Raw genomic sequence first — 17,405 nt, 5'->3', positions numbered from 1 at the left:
TCCCTACTTCAGCAGTTCTGCCGGCACCGGCGCCGGCGGATTGAAGGTGAGGTAGTGCCCCGGAAAACCGTTCTCGTCGAGATCGTCGGGTTGCCAGCCCTCCAACAGTCCGCTGCCATCGAGTGCATGAACCGAGCGTCGGAATTCCTTCAGTAGTGGCAGGCTGAACGCCACTCGGCCGGTTACCTCGGACGGTTCGGCAGTGCAGAGCAGCAGCGCCGCCTCGGCCATCGTGTCCTCGGGCTCGGACGGCCATCCCGGAACCGCTGCGGCAGCGTGCTCGGTCGCGACGCCACGGTTGGGCGCAAGCGAATTCACAGCGATGTTATCGCCGTACAGTTCCATCGCGGATCCCGTGCTGATGCGGTCGATCATCGCCTTCGTTCCGCCGTACAAGACAGAACCGGCCAGCGGATGCGGCGCAAACGGCGGACCGACGCGCGGACCGGCCTGCCGGGACGAAATATTGACGATCCATCCCGCACCGTTCGCGCGCATGCTCGGGATGACCGCCTTCATCAGGTCCCAGGTGTTCCACACGTTCGTTTCGACGGAGTCGTAGAACCACTCTCTCGGCATGTCCGCAAAGAGTCTCTCGTAGCGCCGGGACGCGGCAACGTTGTTGACGAGGATGCTCACCGGGCGCCCGAAGCTTTCCTCGATTCGGGCGATCAGAGCGCCGCGATCGAGATCGGGTTCACCCAGATCGACGGCAAAGCTCTGCGCGGTTCCACCTGCCGCCGTAATCAATTCGACGGTTTCCTCGAGCGAGCCCTGAAGATTGCCATCACCCGAACGCAACGTGCGAGAGACTGCCGCAACGGGTATTCCCTCTGCTGCAATACGTCTCGCTATCGCCCGCCCGATTCCTCGGCTCGCACCCGTGACGACCGCAAGGCCTGCGGCTGTGGTGCTGTCATTCGTCATGCCGATACACCTTCCGTTTCCCCGACCACCGTGTCGGGCTGTGTTCCTTGGCGTGTCCGCTAACCCAAGACGTGTGGTAACGGACCAAGTTGTACAAGCTGACGGCCTCGGTTCCGGCCGGTCAGAACGTTTGCCAACGCCCGCGGGGCATTCTCCAACCCGTCTACGACGTCCACGCGGTAACGCAGCCGTCCCGCATCGAGTTGTTCGAGCGCCCACTCGCGGTAACGCGGATAATGCTTGTAGTGGTCGTAGACCACAAAGCCCTGAATTTTCAGTCGCTTACGAAGTACAGGGCGCAAAGGTGGGCCGAAGTCGGCTTCGGCTCCGTTGTACTCACTTGCCATCCCGCACACGACAACCTGACCGAAGTCGTTGAGCTGCTCGAACACCGCGGCCAACGTCTCACCGCCCACGTTGTCGAAGTAGACGTCGACACCTTCCGGACAGGTCCTCGCCAATCCCGCAGAGATCGTCTCGTTCGTCCGATCGATGCATTCTGCAAAACCGAGTTCATTCACGACATAGGCGACCTTGTCGCCACTTGCAATTCCGACAACGCGGGCGCCGGCCAGCGCAGCCATTTGTCCTGCCACCATCCCGACGGCGCCGCCGGCAGCCGAGATCACCACCGTCATACCGGCTTCGAGCTTTGCCGCGAAGTTCAGTCCGCAGTACGCCACAAACCCCGGCCTACCGAGCACTCCCAGCTCCGCTTCCAACTGAAATCCCGGACGGGGTTCCAACAAGTCCAGATACTCGCCGCGAACCGTGTGAAACACCTGCCAGGTATTCCCGCCACGGACCAAGTCGCCCGGCGCAAAATCCGGATGCCGCGACGCGACAACCTCACCCACCAACGCACCATCGAGGCCTGCCTGCGGTGGGCTCACCCCGGCCAGAACGATATCGCCGATCCCGGCCACCGCGCCGAGTGGACCCGGACGCCCGTCGGAGGCAGGCAGCCGCCGACGGGCACTGGGATCGATCGCAAGATAGCAGGCCCGGAACAGCACCTCGCCGTCTTGCGGTTGCCGAATCTCGGCTGCGGCGATCGCAAAGTCCTCTGCACGTGGAAGTCCCTGCGGTGCGCGAAGCACGCGCACCGCCAAGTTCTCCCCCGTGGTCATACAGGTGCGCCGATCGACGCGCCCTTCTCCAGAACATTGGCCAGTTCCATGCCGACCGCGCCCGCGCTCCCCAGGGAGAACGCGATTTGACGACCCCACAGGAAGTAGCGGTGGATCGGGTAGTCGATGTCAGCGCCGATTCCGCCGTGCAGGTGCTGGGTAGCGTGGACGACTCGCAGTCCACCACGCGACGCCCACCACTTGGCTACGAGTGCAGCAGCTTCCGCTTCGCCCTCCGCTCCCGTGTCCATCAGCCACGCTGCGCGTTGCGCGGTCAAGCGAATGCTCTCGGTGTCGAGATACGCATCGGCAGCGCGCACCGACACCGCCTGGTTGGTGGAGATCGGTCGACCGAACTGGATGCGCTCGGACGTGTACTTCGCGGTCATGGCCAGTGCTTCTTCGCACACACCAACAGCCAAGGCTGCCAGCGCAACCCGTGCTCGTCGCAGCGTCCAATCGAAAATAGCTGTTCCGTCACCCGGAAGAACGTCGGCAGCTGTGACGACTGCTCCGTCGAAGCTCACCGCACTGTTGCTCTCGTGATTGGTCACGTTCAGCGTGGTACGGACGAGACGTTCGGCGGGCACGATCATCACGCTCGTGCCACCGCCGGGCATTCCTACCGGAACAACCAGTGCCACAGCAACATCGGCAGCAGCCACCGATTCGACAGTTCCGTAGAGAGTCCAACCATCACCCGACGCCTCCGCCCGGACCGGCAGATCAGCGCCGTGACCAGTCTCGAAAGCACCCGCGACGATCACGGAACCGTCGAGCAGGCCTGGAAGCCACGACGCTTTCTGCTCCGGACTGCCGAACTCGGCAATCGGCAAGGCTGCGGTGGCTACAACCGACCACAGTGGGACCTGAGCGACGCGTCGGCCCTGCTGCTCGAGAACTGCAGCGAGACCGAGCATTCCGAGACCTGCACCACCAGCCTCTTCAGGCAGGGCGATTCCGAGAAGGTCGGAATCGGCGAGTACCTTCCACAATTCCGCGTCGAAACCACCCGACTTCTCGACCTCACGCAATCGATCGACGGTAGACTTGGCGGAAAAGATCGACTCACCCAGATCCCGCACTGCGGACAGGTTGTCGTCGAATTCGAATTCCATGTCAGCTCTTCTCGTTTGGTACGGCAGTGTCTTTCGATACGACAACAGGTCGACGACGCGCGGCGAGCCTCATACCCAGACATTTGGCGGCGACGATTTCACGCATCACTTCGTTGGTGCCACCGCCGAAGGTGTTGTTCTGGGCGCGCCGGCCCAGGTTTTCGACGCGGCCTTCGAGCGCCGCTCCTGGCGTTCCCGGACGCAACAGCCCCTTGGCTCCCAGGATTTCTTGCAGCATTCCGTACGCGCTCACCACTGCTTCGGTGCCGAAGATCTTGGCGGCAGCAGAGTCTCCACCACCCAAGGTGTTCGCCGCGACATCCGCGACCAGTCGGAGGTTCATCAGATCGGCAGCACTGAGCAGGGCGTAGATCTCGGCCAGTTTCTCGCGCACCCAGCCGATGTCGTAGACACAGCCGTCACCGGCCGGCTCGGCCTTCGCCCACTCGACTACCTCGGCAAAGAGTTCGTTGGCGACACCGCCGCGAGCTGCCAATGCCACACGTTCGTGGTTGAGCTGGTTGGTGATGAGCTTCCAGCCCTGATTGAGTTCACCGACAACATTGGAGAGTGGCACACGAACATCCTCATAATATGTTGCCGAGGTGCTAATTCCGCCGATGGTGTGAATTTCGGTCACTGAGAAACCGGGAGCACTGGTCGGCACCAGCACCACAGAAATACCTTCGTGGGTCGGCGCATCCGGATCGGTGCGGACGGCCAGCCACACCCAGTCTGCGAAAACACCGGCGCTGGTGAAGATCTTGTTGCCGTTGATGACCAGATCGTCACCGTCGATACGCGCGCGGGTTTCGAGGGCAGCGAGATCGGTACCGGCGTTCGGCTCGGTGTATCCGATAGCGAAGATCAACTCGCCGGCCAGGATCGGCCGCAGGAAGAAGTCTTTCTGCGCCTGCGTTCCGTGCTTGATCAGTGCGGGGCCGACGGTGTTGAGCGTGACCAGGGACAGTGGCGCATTCGCACGGATAACCTCGTCGTAGAACACGTACAGAGCTTCGGGGTTCTCACCCCGGCCACCGAATTCCTCCGGCCAGCCCAGGCCCAACCAGCCGTCCTTACCCATCTGACGCAGTATGCGGTCGAAGACGGGGCCGCCTTCGGTTTGGTCGACCAACGCGCGGCGGTCGTCTTCGTTGATGATCTCGGCGAAGTACGCGCGCAATTCCTTGCGCAGAGTCTTCGACTCCTCGGACAAATCCAGGTACATGGTGAAACTCCTCGAGAGTGAGAGCTAGGAGCGCGGCAGGCCGAGAACGCGCTGCGCGATGACGTTAAGTTGAATTTCGACGGTTCCGCCGCCGAACAGAATGGAGGGCAATCCGATGTGGTCGATGGCGTAGTTTGCCTTCGGATCAACCACTGCCGCACGGGGTCCCAACAAACGGAGCAAATCTCGCGACCCTTCGCGCTGAGCCAGCGCGTTGTACACCTTCGAGACGCTGATCTCGGCGCCGGGTTCTTGATCGGCCAGGCGGGCCGAGACGCCGCGCAGGTTCATGGCAGATAGTGCCAGCTCACGAGAGATGCTGTGACCCAATCCTTCTACGGCGTCTTCCCTCGAGCAATCGTGACTACCGTCGGCGATGACGGTTCGGAACTGATCGCTCGAACCATGATGCAATGTGCTGCCCATACTCAGGCGCTCGTTCGACAATGTTGTCGCGGCAAGCTTCCAACCTTGGCCCGGTTCGGAGACAAGGCAGTCGTCCGGAATGAACACCTCGTCGAGGAACACCTCGTTGAACTCCGACTTGCCTGTCGACTGCTTGAGCGGCCGGACGTCGACGCCCTTCGATGTCATATCGACCAAGAAGTAGGACAGTCCCCGGTGTTTCGGTGCATCCGCGTCGGTGCGGGCGAGGCAGACGCCCCAATCCGCCTCGTGTGCACCCGAGTTCCAGACTTTCTGCCCCGAAATGATCCAGCCGCCGTCGACCTTACGTGCTTTGGTGCTCAGCCCAGCGAGATCGGAGCCTGCGCCGGGTTCGCTGAAGAGTTGGCACCAGATGATGTCGGCGCGCAGCGTGGGATCGACGAACCTGTCGTGCTGCTCGGCATTGCCGTGTTCGAGGATCGTCGGAAGCACCCACTCACCGATCACAGTGGACGGTTGCGCCCATCCGCGCGTGGCGAACTCATGGGCGATGACAGCCTGTTCCTTGGGTCCCGCTCCCAGCCCATACGGGGCTCGATAGTGCGGTGCAACAAGTTTCGCCTCGGCAAAACGTGCGCGCCGAGCACTCCCCTTCGCCGGAGCCCAACTTGCGGCGGTGGTTCCGTCATCAGGCAGCAACTCGACGTCAGCGAAGACGCGGCGCACATCGGCGCGCAATTCCGGCAACAGGTCGGGATCAACGAACGAGAAGTCGCGAACAGCATCGGCGGAGCGTTCCCCCAGTGTGTGCGCCCACCTCTCCTCCGAACCGACAACGGCCGCAATGCTCAGTGCACGACGCCAATACAAGTGCGCATCGTGCTCCCAGGTGAAGCCGACACCGCCAAGCAATGTGACACATTCGAGCGCGTTCTCGATCCCGATGGGCAACGCCGCCAGCGCCGCCTGAGCGGAAACGAGCTGCTGCTGATCCACGTCGTGGTCTTCCGACCGTGCTGCATCCCAGGCTGCTGCACAGGCAATTTCGGAGCGCACGAGCATCATGGCAGCTTTGTGCTGAACTGCCTGGAAACTGCCGACGGGGCGACCGAACTGCTCTCGCGTCTTGACGTAGTCGACAGCGGTGCGCAGCGCCCAAGCCGCAAGTCCACTCGCCTCCGCGGCGTACACGGTATTGACGATCAGCTCGACACGCTGCGGCAGCAGACCATCTACGATCTCCGCGTCCGATACCGGGTGACCGGTCAGCGTCAACGTGCCGATCGCCCGTGTCAGGTCAATACCGTCCTCGACCTCGACTACCGCTGTGGCAGCCGGGGTGAGCCGGAACCACAGTTCACCTTCGCTGCTCTGGGCCTGTACAAGAACAACATCCGCGCCCGGTAGACCCAGGGCCGGATCCGATGTACCGGTGACGCTCCAGCCGGTTTCGGTGCGGACTGCCTCTACCCCGACACCCGTGGACACAGCTCCGGTAGCTCCAGCGCCCAACTCACTCAACATTGTTGCTGCCGCGCTACCGGAACCGGTCGCGAGAATTCCGCCGGTGACAACGGTCGGGACGTACGATCCGGGATAGAGAGCCATGCCCAACTGTTCGACAACCACCGCAAGTTCTGCGAGCGAGGCACCGTCGCCGCCGTATACCTCCGGCAGATGCACGGCGTGCAATCCCTGGTTTACCAGCGAATCCCAGGAATCCGGACGATCACCGGCGGCGTACCGCTTGAAATTGGCTCGGGTGTCGGCAATTACACCGCCGCGGGCCGCGAATGCGGCTACCGCTTCGGCGAGATCACGGTGGTCTTCGAGCAGGGGCAGGGCCATGGCTGGTTCCTCAATCTTCGGTTCTACTGGGGCGTCAGATACGTTCGAGAATCAGGCAGGTGGTTGCGGCTGACGCGCAGATCGCGATGAGGGCGATGGACTTGTCGCGTCGTTCCAGTTCGTCGATCGCATTGGCCAACAGTCGAATACCGGTTGCTCCGGCCGGGTGCCCCAGCGCAATGGCACCACCGTTGACGTTCAGCAGATCCTGGTCGACGCCGTGCACCTGCGCAAACGACATGGGCACCGAGGCAAACGCCTCGTTGACCTCGAACAGATCGATGTCGGCAATCGTCAGGCCCGTCCGTTCCAGCACTATGGACGCTGCGTCCACAGGACCGTCGAGCATGAACTCCGTGTCACCACCGATAACGCACTGCGCCAATATCTTCGCCCGCGGACGCACGCCCAACGCAGCAGCACGGTTCTCCGACATCAGCACGGCAGCACTCGCCCCATCCGACACCTGCGAAGATGTTCCGGCTGTATGCAATCCGCCTTCCTGGACGGTGCGCAGTTTCGCGAGGCCTTCCAAACTCGACTCCCGAAGCCCCTGATCGCGGTGAATCGGAACATCGGACTCCGGAACCGACACGTCGATAATGTGCTTGTCGAATCGTCCGGCATCCCAGGCGGCAGCGGCACGCTGTTGCGAGCGAAGCCCGAAGGCGTCAATATCTGCGCGCGAGAAACCGCGCTTGACGGCGATCCGGTCGGCGGCCGTGTACTGATCCACGGTGTCGAGTGACCACGACTCGGGTCGGGGTGTTCCGAGGCCCGTGCCCACCTTGTAGGTGAGCGGAGCCCGCGACATCAGTTCCACCCCACAGGCAATGCCGACGTCGACGGCGCCGATGGCGATCTGACCGGCCAGCAACTGCACCGACTGCTGCGCCGTGCCGCACTGCGCGTCGATGGTGGTGCAACCCGCCTTCAGCGGAAGACCCGCGTGCATCCAGGACGTACGAACGATGTTGCCGAACTGCTCCCCGAGCGGCGTCACGCAGCCGCCGATCACCTGGTCGACGGTATTCGGATCTACTCCCACCCGATCGAGCACACCGGACTGCGCATATCCCAACAGTTCGGCCGCGTGGACTCCGGACAGCCAGCCGTCCCGCTTCCCGAACGGCGTGCGTGCTGCGTCGACGATGACGGGGTTCATGTCATTTCCTCGGTTCGAAGTTCTGCTGCGTCGAGACCGCGGACGATCAATGACCAATCGTCGATCAGGTCCAGGCTGACGCATGATTGTGCGGTGAACTCGGTGTCGCAATCACACAGCGCTGTGACCGCTTCCACCATTTGTTCCATAGATTCGACCTGATCCGGACGGATAGTCTCACCGACCAGGACTCTTGCGCCCTCACTGAGCACTGCTGCCCGCGGTTCGATCGTGTTGACGCGCACACCCGCGCCGTAAAGTTCGGCACCCATGCCGTTACTGATGCGGTTCAGCGCCGACTTGGAGGCTCCGTACACGGTCATCGCTGTTCCCGGTTCGATCAACGTGAACGGCGGACCTTGCCACTGCTTCGTGGTTCCACTGGACACATTGACGATCCAGCCGAAACCCTGTGCCACCATGCCGGGTATTACTGCCTGCATCAGATCGAGTGGCGCGTGGACGTTTGCCTCGAAGACCACACGCCGCCGACGGAGCGGGTATTCGGACAACGGCGCGTAGATCGCTGCTGCCGCGTTGTTCACCAGGATGTCGATAGTCCCGCCGATCTTCTCGATCGCCTGCGGCACAACGGTGTCACGCTGCTGTTCGTCCGTCAGATCCGCGACGACAATCTCAACCTTGGTTCCGTACTTCGCAATTCGAGCAGCGGTTTCCTCGAGGCTGCCCAGCAGGGTTGCGTGTGCGCCGAGCGTTCGAGCCACCAAAACGACGTCGGCGCCCTCCGCTGCCAGTCGCTCCGCGACACCCGCACCGATTCCACGACTTGAACCGGTGACCAGCGCCCGGCGACCTTCGAAACGTCTCGTCATGCTACTTCCACCTCGAAGCAAAGCGGTTGATGCTCTCCGCAATCCGAACGACCTCGTCTTCGCGCAAGCCGTGACTCATACCGAGAGTCATACCGCGCTCGAAAACTGCGTCAGCTTCCGGCAATCCTTCGGCCGGCTGACGGTATTCGATGTTGTTCATCATCGGATGGCGAGTGACGTTGCCACTCCACACAGTTCGCGTATCGATACCGTCGGCTTCGATGGCTTCCTGCATATCGCTACGCGTGAAGGGAGCGTCCTCGTTGATCATCACCGGGTAGCACAACCAGGCCGTATCCAGACCGTCCAGTTCGACTGGGGGTGTGAAGAATTCGGGATGCGCACTGTATGCCGCAGTGAAGGCCGCGAACGTGGCCTTACGTGTCTTGTAGTTCTGTTCGAGCTTGTCGAGCTGCACGACGCCGTAGGCGGCACCGAGTTCGGATGGTTCGAAATTCCACGACATAAGCTCGAAAATGAAATCGTTGTCGTAGTCGACGCCGTCGAGCTCTTCCCGGAACACGCGACCGGTCTTCGTGCTACCGAACAGGTTCGGCTCGCTACGTCGGCCCCAACGGCGAAGCAGCAGCGCTTTGTCGCGACTCGCTTCGTCGTCGACCAACACCATGCCGCCGGTGCCGGCGCACGTGATGATGTGTGCCATCGAGAAGCTGGTAACGACGATATCCGCGCGCGAACCGGTGGGTGTACCGCGGAGGGTGGCGCCGATCGCGTCGCAGGAATCCTCGATGACCTTGAGCCCGTGGCGATCCGCGATGTCGCGGATGACGTCCCAGTCGGGGCAGTTGCCGGCCAGGTTCGGCATCAGGATGGCACCGGTCTTCTCGGTGACCATGGCCTCGATCTTGGTGACGTCGACGTTGAACGTGTTGGGCTCGACGTCCACGAACACCGGCACGAGGCCGGCACGCACGATCGGTGCGATGTCGGTGGAGAACGTCAGCGGTGAGGTGATGACCTCACTGCCCGCAGGCAGGCCGAGAAGCTCGACCGCCAGGTACAACCCGGAGGAACCGGAGTTGCACATGACACCGAACTTCTTGCCCGCCAAGGCTGCAATGCGTTCTTCCATCTCGAACACGTTCTTGCCGATACGCAGTCCTTGATTTCCGCTGCGCAGGACGTCGACTACCGCCTGAATTTCCTCTTCGCCGTGGGTAGCCCGCGCATAGGTGATCCGCTCGTTCATAGTTCCTGCTTTCTTTCAACGTGGAGTGCAGATTCAGTGATCGATGAAAATCAGTGATCCGCGGAGAGAACAAGCGCACTGTGCGGGACGGGCGAGCCGCCGGTCACCAGGACGTTGTTCAGGGTCTTCGGAGGTTGGTTGGTGGAGGTGCCGCGGATCAGCCGGACGCCTTCGGCGATTCCGTTGACCCCGTGGATGTAGCCTTCACCAAGCTGACCACCGTTGGTGTTGATCGGAAGTCGGCCTCCCAGTTCGAGATTGCCGTCCGCAATGAAGTCTTTGGCCTCGCCGCGTCCACAGAACCCGTATTCCTCGAGTTGGAGCAGCACCATCGGAGTGAATGCGTCGTAGAGGATGGCAGCATCGATGTCGTCTACACCGATTCCGGCCTGGTTCCACAACTGACGTGCGACAAGCTCGACCTCGGGCATGCTGTCGATGTCGTCACGATAGTAACTACTCATCGAAATCTGTTGGGGACCAACACCTTGAGCTGCACCCGTGATGATTGCCGGCTTGTGCGGCAGATCCCGCGCCCGCTCTGCACTCACGATGACCAGCGCCTGCCCGCCGTCACTTTCCTGGCAGCAGTCCAGCAGACGAATCGGGTCGGCGATCATGCGCGAGTTCTGATGATCCTCGATGGTGATGGGACGATCGTAGAACCAGGCCTTGGGGTTGTTGGCAGCATGCTTGCGTGAGAGAACCGAGATCTGCCCGAAATCGGCACTGGTGGCGCCGTATTTGTGCATGTAGAGCTTGGCCAGGAACGCTTCCTGCTGAGCCGGAGTAAGAAGTCCGTAGGGGTTGATCCAGTTGCGGTATTCCTGATCAGTCGACTGGTTGTACGCGAAAGGCGGTGGGCCGGAACCGAATCGGTGACCTGATCGTTCGTTGAATGCCCGGTAGACGACAACGACGTCGGCGACTCCACTCGAGACGGCCAGCGCGGCCTGCTGAACGGGTGCGCACGCACCACCGCCGCCGTGCGGGATGCGACTGAAAAACGTCAGTTCGGGGATACCGAGGGCCCGGGCGACGGCGATCTCCGGGTTGTTCTCCATGGTGAACAGCGCAAAACCGTTCACTTCTTCGGCTTCGATCTGCGCGTCGTCGAGTGCCGCCATGACGGATTCGCAGGCCAACTGCCATTCACTGCGCCCGGAGTTCTTGGAGAATTCCGTGGCTCCGATTCCGGCGATCGCTGCTGCTCCGGAAAATCCTCGACTCATGCCGTTGCCCCTTCCACAGACGTCACCGTCACCGTGGCGGTGACGTGCGTTCCTCGTTCGTTGCGCCCCTGCACGGCGACGGTCACGGTTGAACCGTCCTTCTCCACTACCTCGCCGGTGAAGGTCATCGTGTCGCCGGCGAAGTTCGGAACACCAAGCCTCAGTGCGATTTTGACAATCCGCGACGCCGGGCCGGACCAGTCGGTGACGTACCGGTCGATGAACCCGTTGGTGGAGTTGATGCTCATGAAGACGTCCGGCGTTCCACGTTCCTGAGCCTTGCCCGGATCGTGATGGACGTCCTCGAAGTCCTGCGAAGAGATCGCGGCTGCCACGATGAGCGTGCGGTCCAGCGGTAGTTCGAGTGCAGGCAGACCAGTGCCGACTACGCAGTCGAGAAAGCTCATGACGGACTCTGCCCGCGACGACGGAGCTGCGGCAAGATCTCGCCATGCGCGTGCTCGGAGAAGCCGACTTCGAGTTCCATGCCGAATTCCAGTTCGTCGTGGTCGATTCCGGCGATGTCCGCGACCAGGCGGGTGCCTTCTTCGAGATCGACCAGTCCGACCGCCAGTGGGTAGTCGAACGCCGGATCCTTGGGGTGGTGCAGGACGGTGAAACTGTGCAGGGTGCAGCGTCGCGTCGATTCGACTGTGTCCCAACTGAACGAGCGGCACGACGGGCACGCCGGTGCCGGCGGGTGCCGCAAGGTCTTGCAATCCGCACAGCGCTGGATTTCCAGACGGCCCTCCTTCGCAGCTTCGAAGAAGAAAGAATTGTCTCCGGTGACGGTAAGTCCGGGCACCGAGGTCCGGGGAACCGGTGCTGGGCTGGTCGGTACTGCGGCCTCGCTCATGCGGGCACCTCCTGCGTGTCAGGGTTGAATCGGAGCAGTCGAAATCGCTCTTCCACCAGAGTCTTTCCGGCTGCGTCGACGTAGTTCTTGAAGAGAGTGATGAAGCACCCGTGCCCGAGGCCGGTCTGCTTGAACGGTGAGATGGACTCGATGGTGAAGTGCGCGGTGACCTGATCGCCGGGACTCAGTTCCGCGAAGTACTCCTGCTCCACGTTCGTCGCGACTACCGAGGTGTAGCCCGCCCCGTCGAGCAGTGCCAGCAGCCTCGAGTAGGAAAAGTCCTCGACGGCGCCGTCTTTCCGAAGTTGTTGAACTTCCCGGTAACGGCGATATCCGGACATCACCCAGGTCGAGATCATCGCGGGCGGGCAGACGACACCGCGCCTACCGGTAGCGCGGGCAGCGTCGGCGTCGACGTAGATGGGGTTGTTGTCGTCGTGCGCTTCGACCCAGTTTCGGATCATCGCCTCGTTGACGGCGTAGCGCGCGACACGCGGCGGTTCGGCCTCCGTGCCGATGAATTGCGGAAACTGTTTCTCCAGGTTCTCCACTGAAAAATCCTCCACGTTCACGAGAGTTGAGCAAGCGCTTGATGCTGAAGTTAGCATAGGAACCCGAGAGCTGAAATACGTGATCCCGTTCGTCAGATCGGAGAGTCGGCCGGCGTGTTCTCCGGCAGCCCCCTACCATTACTTCAAGTCGAAGAACGCGATAGTCGCCAAGCTCGTGCGAAACTTCATCACCGACATTCAGCTGCGCTTCGACCAAGTGCACGAGACAGCCATACCGGCGCGACAACGATCTCCCGCAATCCGTCGACGGCCCGTCCCGCGAAGTCCGCGAGCATTGGATGAAAGCGACCGCCGAGGGCATCGATCAAGGTATCTTCCGCAAGGGCATTGCCCCCGAGATCTTCTATCGAACGGTGCGCGATACCCTCTGGTCGACGACGTATTGGCCGGACCGCCAGAAGTACACCACCGACGAGTGTGCGGATCTGATGATTACGCTCGTCCTCTCGGCATTCAGGGCCACCCCAGCAGCAAATGCTTCAACTTTTCTGCTGGCGTACCCACTGCCAATGGCTCCGGCGCGATCGCATTTCGCGGTCACCCTGTAGCACGCGAATCATTCGGAGCACTCGCGTAAACGTCGAGTGGTGTGGGTCAGCTCTACATGACCCACACCACCCGACGTAAAATTTCAACGACCGAAGACGGTCCCGCCGTTAAGATGAATGACTTGGGAGTTCACAAAGCCTCCACCCTCGCTACATAACCAAACTGCAGCAGCTCCAACGTCGGAAGGCCTTCCAAGCCGTCCTACGGGAATATTCTTGATTAGCTTTTGTACGCCCGAGTCTTGGTTTTGGTGGATCCCTTCCATTAATCCCAAAGCCAAAGCGTTTGCAGTTATTCCCTCTGCGCCGTATTCAACGCCAATATGCCTGATAAGAGACTCTGTACCTGCCTTCGCCGCACCGTAAGCCGAGACGCCAATCGAAAGACCACGGGATGAGGCTCCGGAAGAAATTTGGATAAGGCGCCCCCATCCCCGGTCAATTTGCAGTGGAATAACAAGTTGCACAAGACGAATCATGGCAACCAAGTTTAGTTCGATTTGTAGTTGCCAATCTTCGACCGGCATGTCCGCAAGTTTATTTGGTCGGCCACCTCCTTCAATTATTCCAGCGTTATGAACAAGTATGTCGATGCCCCCAAACTCCTTTGCGATGTTGGATACGGCAGACTCAACTAGGTCCGGTCCCATGACATCGAAAGCATAGGCAGTGCCACTGAAACCCGCTGCGGTAATCGATTCTGCGACCGATTCTGCCCGTTCTTGATAGAGGTCATTTACGATAACTTGTGCACCTGCCGACGCCAGAGACATTGCAATTCCAGCTCCAACACCTCGGCCTGCGCCCGTAACCAGGGCCACGCGACCTTCGAGAGGCAACTTCTGACTCATAATTTCCATCTTTCTATCGGTTGCGACCTTTGCGGAAATGGAATTGTTGATGATGTGGACGATATTCAATGTGGAAGTTCAATCTCCCTAGTCATACCGTCAGTAGTCATGAACGAGCTACACCTTCGAAGTACCGCCGCGGTGTATCAACGAGCATTGCCGTGATCTGCTCCTCTGTAACTCCCCGTTTCCGCACGTAAGGCAGCACATCGTTCGCGAGGTGCAGGTAGTTCCACTGAGGAAACGCGGCTAACGCCGAGGGCTCAGACCAATCCGCGTAGCATGCCGCGTCATGGGACAGCACCATTTGGTCAGCAAATCCCCGACGGCACATCTCGATCAGGGTGTCGGCGCGGGTTTCGAATGTCGTCTCGACATTGATGCCGAATCGATCCATGCCAAGGATGAACCCCGCCTCCGCGAGTTCCGTCAAATGCTCGACGTCATCAGTGTCACCGCTGTGACTAAGGACGATCCGGTGTGGCTGAACGCCTTCTTGTTCACACAGGATCTTCTGGATGTGTCGGCCAGAACGAGTTTCGGGGTGCGTGTGCACCATGATGGGAACTCCAGTTCGGTGGTGCGCTTTCGCCACCGCACGCATGACCCGCTCTACTCCGGACGTCAGTCCAAGTTGATCAATCGCACATTTGAGTAGACCAGCATGTACGCCGGTATCTGCAATTCCCTCTTCGATGTCTTTGACGAAGAGGTCCACCATCGGGTCCGGGATTCCCTCCCCGATGCCTGGTCCGCGGTGTCGAAAGAAGTACGGAACTTCGTCTTGGGTGTACAGGCCAGTAGCCACAATGATGTTCAATCCGGGTACTTGTTCCGCGATTCGTTGAATCCTCGGGATGTATCGACCCAAACCGACCACTGTCGGGTCGACAATTGTTCGAACCCCCTGTGCTACTAGTGCCGATAGCTTCGAGATCGCGTCAGCGACCCGCACGTCCTCATCACCCCACTCTTCTGGATAATTCTGCTGCGTATCGGCGCTCAGAACGAATACATGTTCGTGCATGTATGTTCGTCCGAGTTCGGCGGTGTCTATGGGGCCGCGAACTGTGTACAGCGGTGACATAGGAGCTCCTCGACTGATATCTGTCGCGCAGACGAACAAGGATTTGTGGCGGTTCGCGCAGGAAGCGCTACGCGGGCCGATCGGCCACTGGATAAGCACAATCCAACTGAGCCCACCCTCTCGGCAAGAGTTGACCAAGCGCTTGATCTCGAAAGTAGCATAGGATCACGAAAGTTGAAATACGCGATCCCACCGGCACATTGGCGAGCAAGGACAAGGGTCTCCACGTCGGGACACACCTGGTCGGTTCCGAACCCGAGCCATCAGGCAGGATTGCGGTACGTCGAGAATTAAGAAAACGCCTGCTCGGAGCAGGACCTTCACCAGCGGAGACCACGTGGCAGCCACACCGGATCGTCGAGAGAAAATCCTCGAAAGCTCAGCGGAATTGTTCGCACAGAAAGGCGTCGCGTCCACAACTGTTCGCGACATCGGAGAGGCTGCCGGCGTCTTCTCCGGCAGCCTCTACCACTACTTCAAATCCAAGAACGCGATTGTCGCGGAGCTACTTCGCGGATTCATGACCGACATCCAAGAGCGCTTCGACCAGGTGGCGAAGACTGCCGAAGGTCCCGAAGATGTCCTACGAGGCCTGATCCGGGAAACGCTGCTCGTCATCGAACTCCACCCCTTCCCGACAGCCATCTATCAGAACGATCGCGCCTATCTTCGCGACAACGATCTGCTGCAGTCCGTCGACATCCCGTCACGGCAAGTTCGCGAGCACTGGCTGAAAGCCATCGCGGCCGGCGTCGATCAAGGCATCTTCCGCAAGGACGTCGCTCCCGAGATCTTCTACCGATCCGTGCGAGACACCTTGTGGTCGACTACGCACTGGCCGGACCGTCAGAGATACACAACCGAGGAATTCGCGGACCTGATGATCACGCTCTTCCTCTCCGGATTCCGCATCACCGTGCGCGAGTGAGTTCCGGTAACTCGAGATCCTTGGGGGTTCGGCCCTGCGGAAGTAACAGGGACACGGCAAAGACAACCACGGCGCAGCCCGCACACACCAGATAGGCAACAGCAAAACCCGTCCACGACGTGGAATGCTCACTGCCGCTGACGACAAAAGCAGCCAGAACCGTCGCGACCGTCGCACTGCAAAGGGTGCTTCCGGACGTTCGCAGGAGCGAGTTGACGCCGTTCGCGGCAGCGAGTCGCTGACGCGGCACCGCAACAAGAATGAGCAGCGACAGTGTGCTGTAGACGATTGCCGTTCCGACAGCCGTAATACCCAATGCCGCAACCACTCCCCAGAGGGGCTTACCGGCAACGGCGTGGATGCCGTAGCCGCCGGCCAGAAAAACTGCACCAGCCAACATTGCCGTCCGGGAACCGTAGCGGTCCGTGATCCGTACTGCCACCGGAGAGAACAACACCATCGCGATACTGGCGGGAATCTGACAGAGCGCGGCGGAGATGATGGTCAGTCCGTAGCCTGCGCCCGGCCCTTTCGCACCCTGCAGCAATTGTGTTGTGATCAAGGTGTTTCCAAAGAAGGCGAAGCCGACGAGCAACGCCGCGATATGCGGGATCAGCACGGCACGCTTCACCAACGCCCGGACATCGACAAGGGGGTTGACGTTGCGTCGCTGCTGAAATACCCAGAGTGTAAAGAGAACCAGCGACGTGGACAGCATCGAGATCACCGAACCGCTGGCCCACCCCCAGCTACTGCCCTGAGTGATGGGTACCAGCAACAGGATGAGCGCCGCACTCAGTCCCACGGCGCCAACGCCGTCGAATCTGCCCGACGGATTGGCTTCCGACTCGCGAATGAACACCACTGCGGCGAGTGTCACCGACAATCCGATCCCCGTGGTTATCCAGAACAGCACGTGCCAGTTCGAATACTGAGCGATCATCGCGGAGAACGGAATGCCCAGCGCTGTACCGACTCCCAGCGTTGAACTCATCATGGCGACAGCACCGTTGACCTTGTTGCGCGGAAGTTCGTCGCGCAGGAGCGAAATTCCGATGGGGATCACTGCAGATCCGGCGCCCTGAAGTGCTCGCGCAAAGATCAAAACCGCAATATCCGAGGAGATCGCGCACAACATCGAACCCAGCGTCATCAAGGAGAACGCGACCAACAGCATTTTCTTCTTGCCGAACATGTCGGCCAGACGCCCGAAAATGGGCGTGACAACGGCACCGACCAACAGAGTGACGGTGACAAGCCAGGACACTGCCGTGCGACTGGCACCGGTGAAGTGCGGAAGTTCGGGAAGCAGCGGGACGATGACCGTCTGCAGCACGGCTTGAAAAACGGCCGCTGCGACAACAATCGGAAAAAGAAAACGTGAGCGGGCTGAGACAGTCGATGGAACTGGCGCACGGTCGAGCGTCGTCAAACCCTCACCGCCTGCCTCAGAAGGTAAATATCCGTTCACCTAATGTAGGTGAA

The 17,405-nt window shown here is 60.6% G+C and carries 17 protein-coding genes; 2 read left to right on the top strand and 15 right to left on the bottom strand.

Annotation, left to right across the window (positions count from 1 at the left end):
* Nucleotides 1-3 precede the first annotated feature (3 nt).
* From BDB13_RS06165 to BDB13_RS06110, 12 genes are read right to left on the bottom strand one after another with little or no spacing between them, the layout of a single operon-like run.
* Nucleotides 4-927 carry an SDR family NAD(P)-dependent oxidoreductase gene (locus BDB13_RS06165; protein ID WP_094270869.1) on the bottom strand — a complete coding sequence of 308 codons (924 nt, stop codon included), beginning with the start codon at nt 925-927 and terminating at the stop codon, nt 4-6.
* Between the two features lie 59 nt (nt 928-986).
* Nucleotides 987-2,057: an MDR family NADP-dependent oxidoreductase gene (locus tag BDB13_RS06160; protein ID WP_094270868.1), complete on the bottom strand. Its 1,071-nt coding sequence runs from the start codon at nt 2,055-2,057 to the stop codon at nt 987-989.
* The gene (locus tag BDB13_RS06155) at nt 2,054-3,175 is read right to left on the bottom strand and encodes an acyl-CoA dehydrogenase family protein (RefSeq protein WP_094270867.1); all 1,122 of its coding nucleotides are present in this window, start codon (nt 3,173-3,175) and stop codon (nt 2,054-2,056) included. Before BDB13_RS06155 ends, BDB13_RS06160 begins: the two co-directional genes overlap by 4 nt.
* 1 nt (nt 3,176) lies before the next feature.
* Nucleotides 3,177-4,403 (bottom strand): acyl-CoA dehydrogenase family protein, encoded by a 1,227-nt coding sequence (locus BDB13_RS06150; RefSeq protein ID WP_094270866.1) that lies wholly within the window; start codon nt 4,401-4,403, stop codon nt 3,177-3,179.
* Nucleotides 4,404-4,427: 24 nt separating this feature from the next.
* On the bottom strand, nt 4,428-6,638 hold the full coding sequence (locus BDB13_RS06145; RefSeq protein WP_094270865.1) for an acyl-CoA dehydrogenase: 2,211 nt from the start codon (nt 6,636-6,638) through the stop codon (nt 4,428-4,430).
* A gap of 34 nt (nt 6,639-6,672) precedes the next feature.
* Entirely contained in the window at nt 6,673-7,803 is a 1,131-nt protein-coding gene (locus BDB13_RS06140) for a steroid 3-ketoacyl-CoA thiolase (RefSeq protein ID WP_094270864.1), read from the bottom strand.
* Entirely contained in the window at nt 7,800-8,636 is an 837-nt protein-coding gene (locus tag BDB13_RS06135) for an SDR family NAD(P)-dependent oxidoreductase (RefSeq protein ID WP_094270863.1), read from the bottom strand. The genes BDB13_RS06140 and BDB13_RS06135 overlap by 4 nt, the downstream gene beginning before the upstream one ends.
* Nucleotide 8,637: 1 nt before the next feature.
* Nucleotides 8,638-9,846, bottom strand: a complete 1,209-nt coding sequence (locus BDB13_RS06130) for a DegT/DnrJ/EryC1/StrS family aminotransferase (RefSeq protein ID WP_094270862.1) — start codon at nt 9,844-9,846, stop codon at nt 8,638-8,640.
* Nucleotides 9,847-9,896: 50 nt separating this feature from the next.
* The gene (locus tag BDB13_RS06125; RefSeq protein WP_094270861.1) at nt 9,897-11,078 is read right to left on the bottom strand and encodes a lipid-transfer protein; all 1,182 of its coding nucleotides are present in this window, start codon (nt 11,076-11,078) and stop codon (nt 9,897-9,899) included.
* Complete coding sequence (locus BDB13_RS06120) at nt 11,075-11,485, bottom strand: MaoC/PaaZ C-terminal domain-containing protein (protein ID WP_094270860.1); 411 nt, start codon at nt 11,483-11,485, stop codon at nt 11,075-11,077. Before BDB13_RS06120 ends, BDB13_RS06125 begins: the two co-directional genes overlap by 4 nt.
* Nucleotides 11,482-11,934 (bottom strand): Zn-ribbon domain-containing OB-fold protein, encoded by a 453-nt coding sequence (locus BDB13_RS06115; protein WP_094270859.1) that lies wholly within the window; start codon nt 11,932-11,934, stop codon nt 11,482-11,484. The genes BDB13_RS06120 and BDB13_RS06115 overlap by 4 nt, the downstream gene beginning before the upstream one ends.
* On the bottom strand, nt 11,931-12,485 hold the full coding sequence (locus BDB13_RS06110; protein WP_094274710.1) for an FAS1-like dehydratase domain-containing protein: 555 nt from the start codon (nt 12,483-12,485) through the stop codon (nt 11,931-11,933). Before BDB13_RS06110 ends, BDB13_RS06115 begins: the two co-directional genes overlap by 4 nt.
* A gap of 299 nt (nt 12,486-12,784) precedes the next feature.
* Between BDB13_RS06110 and BDB13_RS32815 the strand changes: the two genes are divergently transcribed.
* Nucleotides 12,785-13,054 carry a hypothetical protein gene (locus BDB13_RS32815; protein WP_254922728.1) on the top strand — a complete coding sequence of 90 codons (270 nt, stop codon included), beginning with the start codon at nt 12,785-12,787 and terminating at the stop codon, nt 13,052-13,054.
* Nucleotides 13,055-13,137: 83 nt separating this feature from the next.
* Here BDB13_RS32815 and BDB13_RS06100 read toward each other — a convergent pair whose 3' ends face one another.
* Both BDB13_RS06100 and BDB13_RS06095 read right to left on the bottom strand, forming a co-directional pair.
* A complete protein-coding gene (locus BDB13_RS06100; RefSeq protein ID WP_254922727.1) occupies nt 13,138-13,974 on the bottom strand; it encodes an SDR family NAD(P)-dependent oxidoreductase in 837 nt (278 codons plus the stop codon).
* A gap of 37 nt (nt 13,975-14,011) precedes the next feature.
* A complete protein-coding gene (locus BDB13_RS06095; RefSeq protein ID WP_094270858.1) occupies nt 14,012-14,992 on the bottom strand; it encodes a phosphotriesterase family protein in 981 nt (326 codons plus the stop codon).
* Nucleotides 14,993-15,329: 337 nt separating this feature from the next.
* On the opposite strand from BDB13_RS06095, the gene BDB13_RS06090 reads away from it, so the two are divergent.
* Nucleotides 15,330-15,920, top strand: a complete 591-nt coding sequence (locus BDB13_RS06090; protein ID WP_094270857.1) for a TetR/AcrR family transcriptional regulator — start codon at nt 15,330-15,332, stop codon at nt 15,918-15,920.
* On the opposite strand, the gene BDB13_RS06085 is transcribed toward BDB13_RS06090, so the two are convergent.
* Complete coding sequence (locus BDB13_RS06085; RefSeq protein WP_094270856.1) at nt 15,904-17,352, bottom strand: MFS transporter; 1,449 nt, start codon at nt 17,350-17,352, stop codon at nt 15,904-15,906. The two genes, BDB13_RS06090 and BDB13_RS06085, sit on opposite strands and share 17 nt — an antisense overlap.
* Nucleotides 17,353-17,405: the final 53 nt, after the last annotated feature.

The sequence above is a fragment of the Rhodococcus sp. OK302 genome (assembly GCF_002245895.1).
Lineage (GTDB): Bacteria > Actinomycetota > Actinomycetes > Mycobacteriales > Mycobacteriaceae > Rhodococcus_F.
This window is presented reverse-complemented; position numbering and strand designations above follow the sequence as displayed.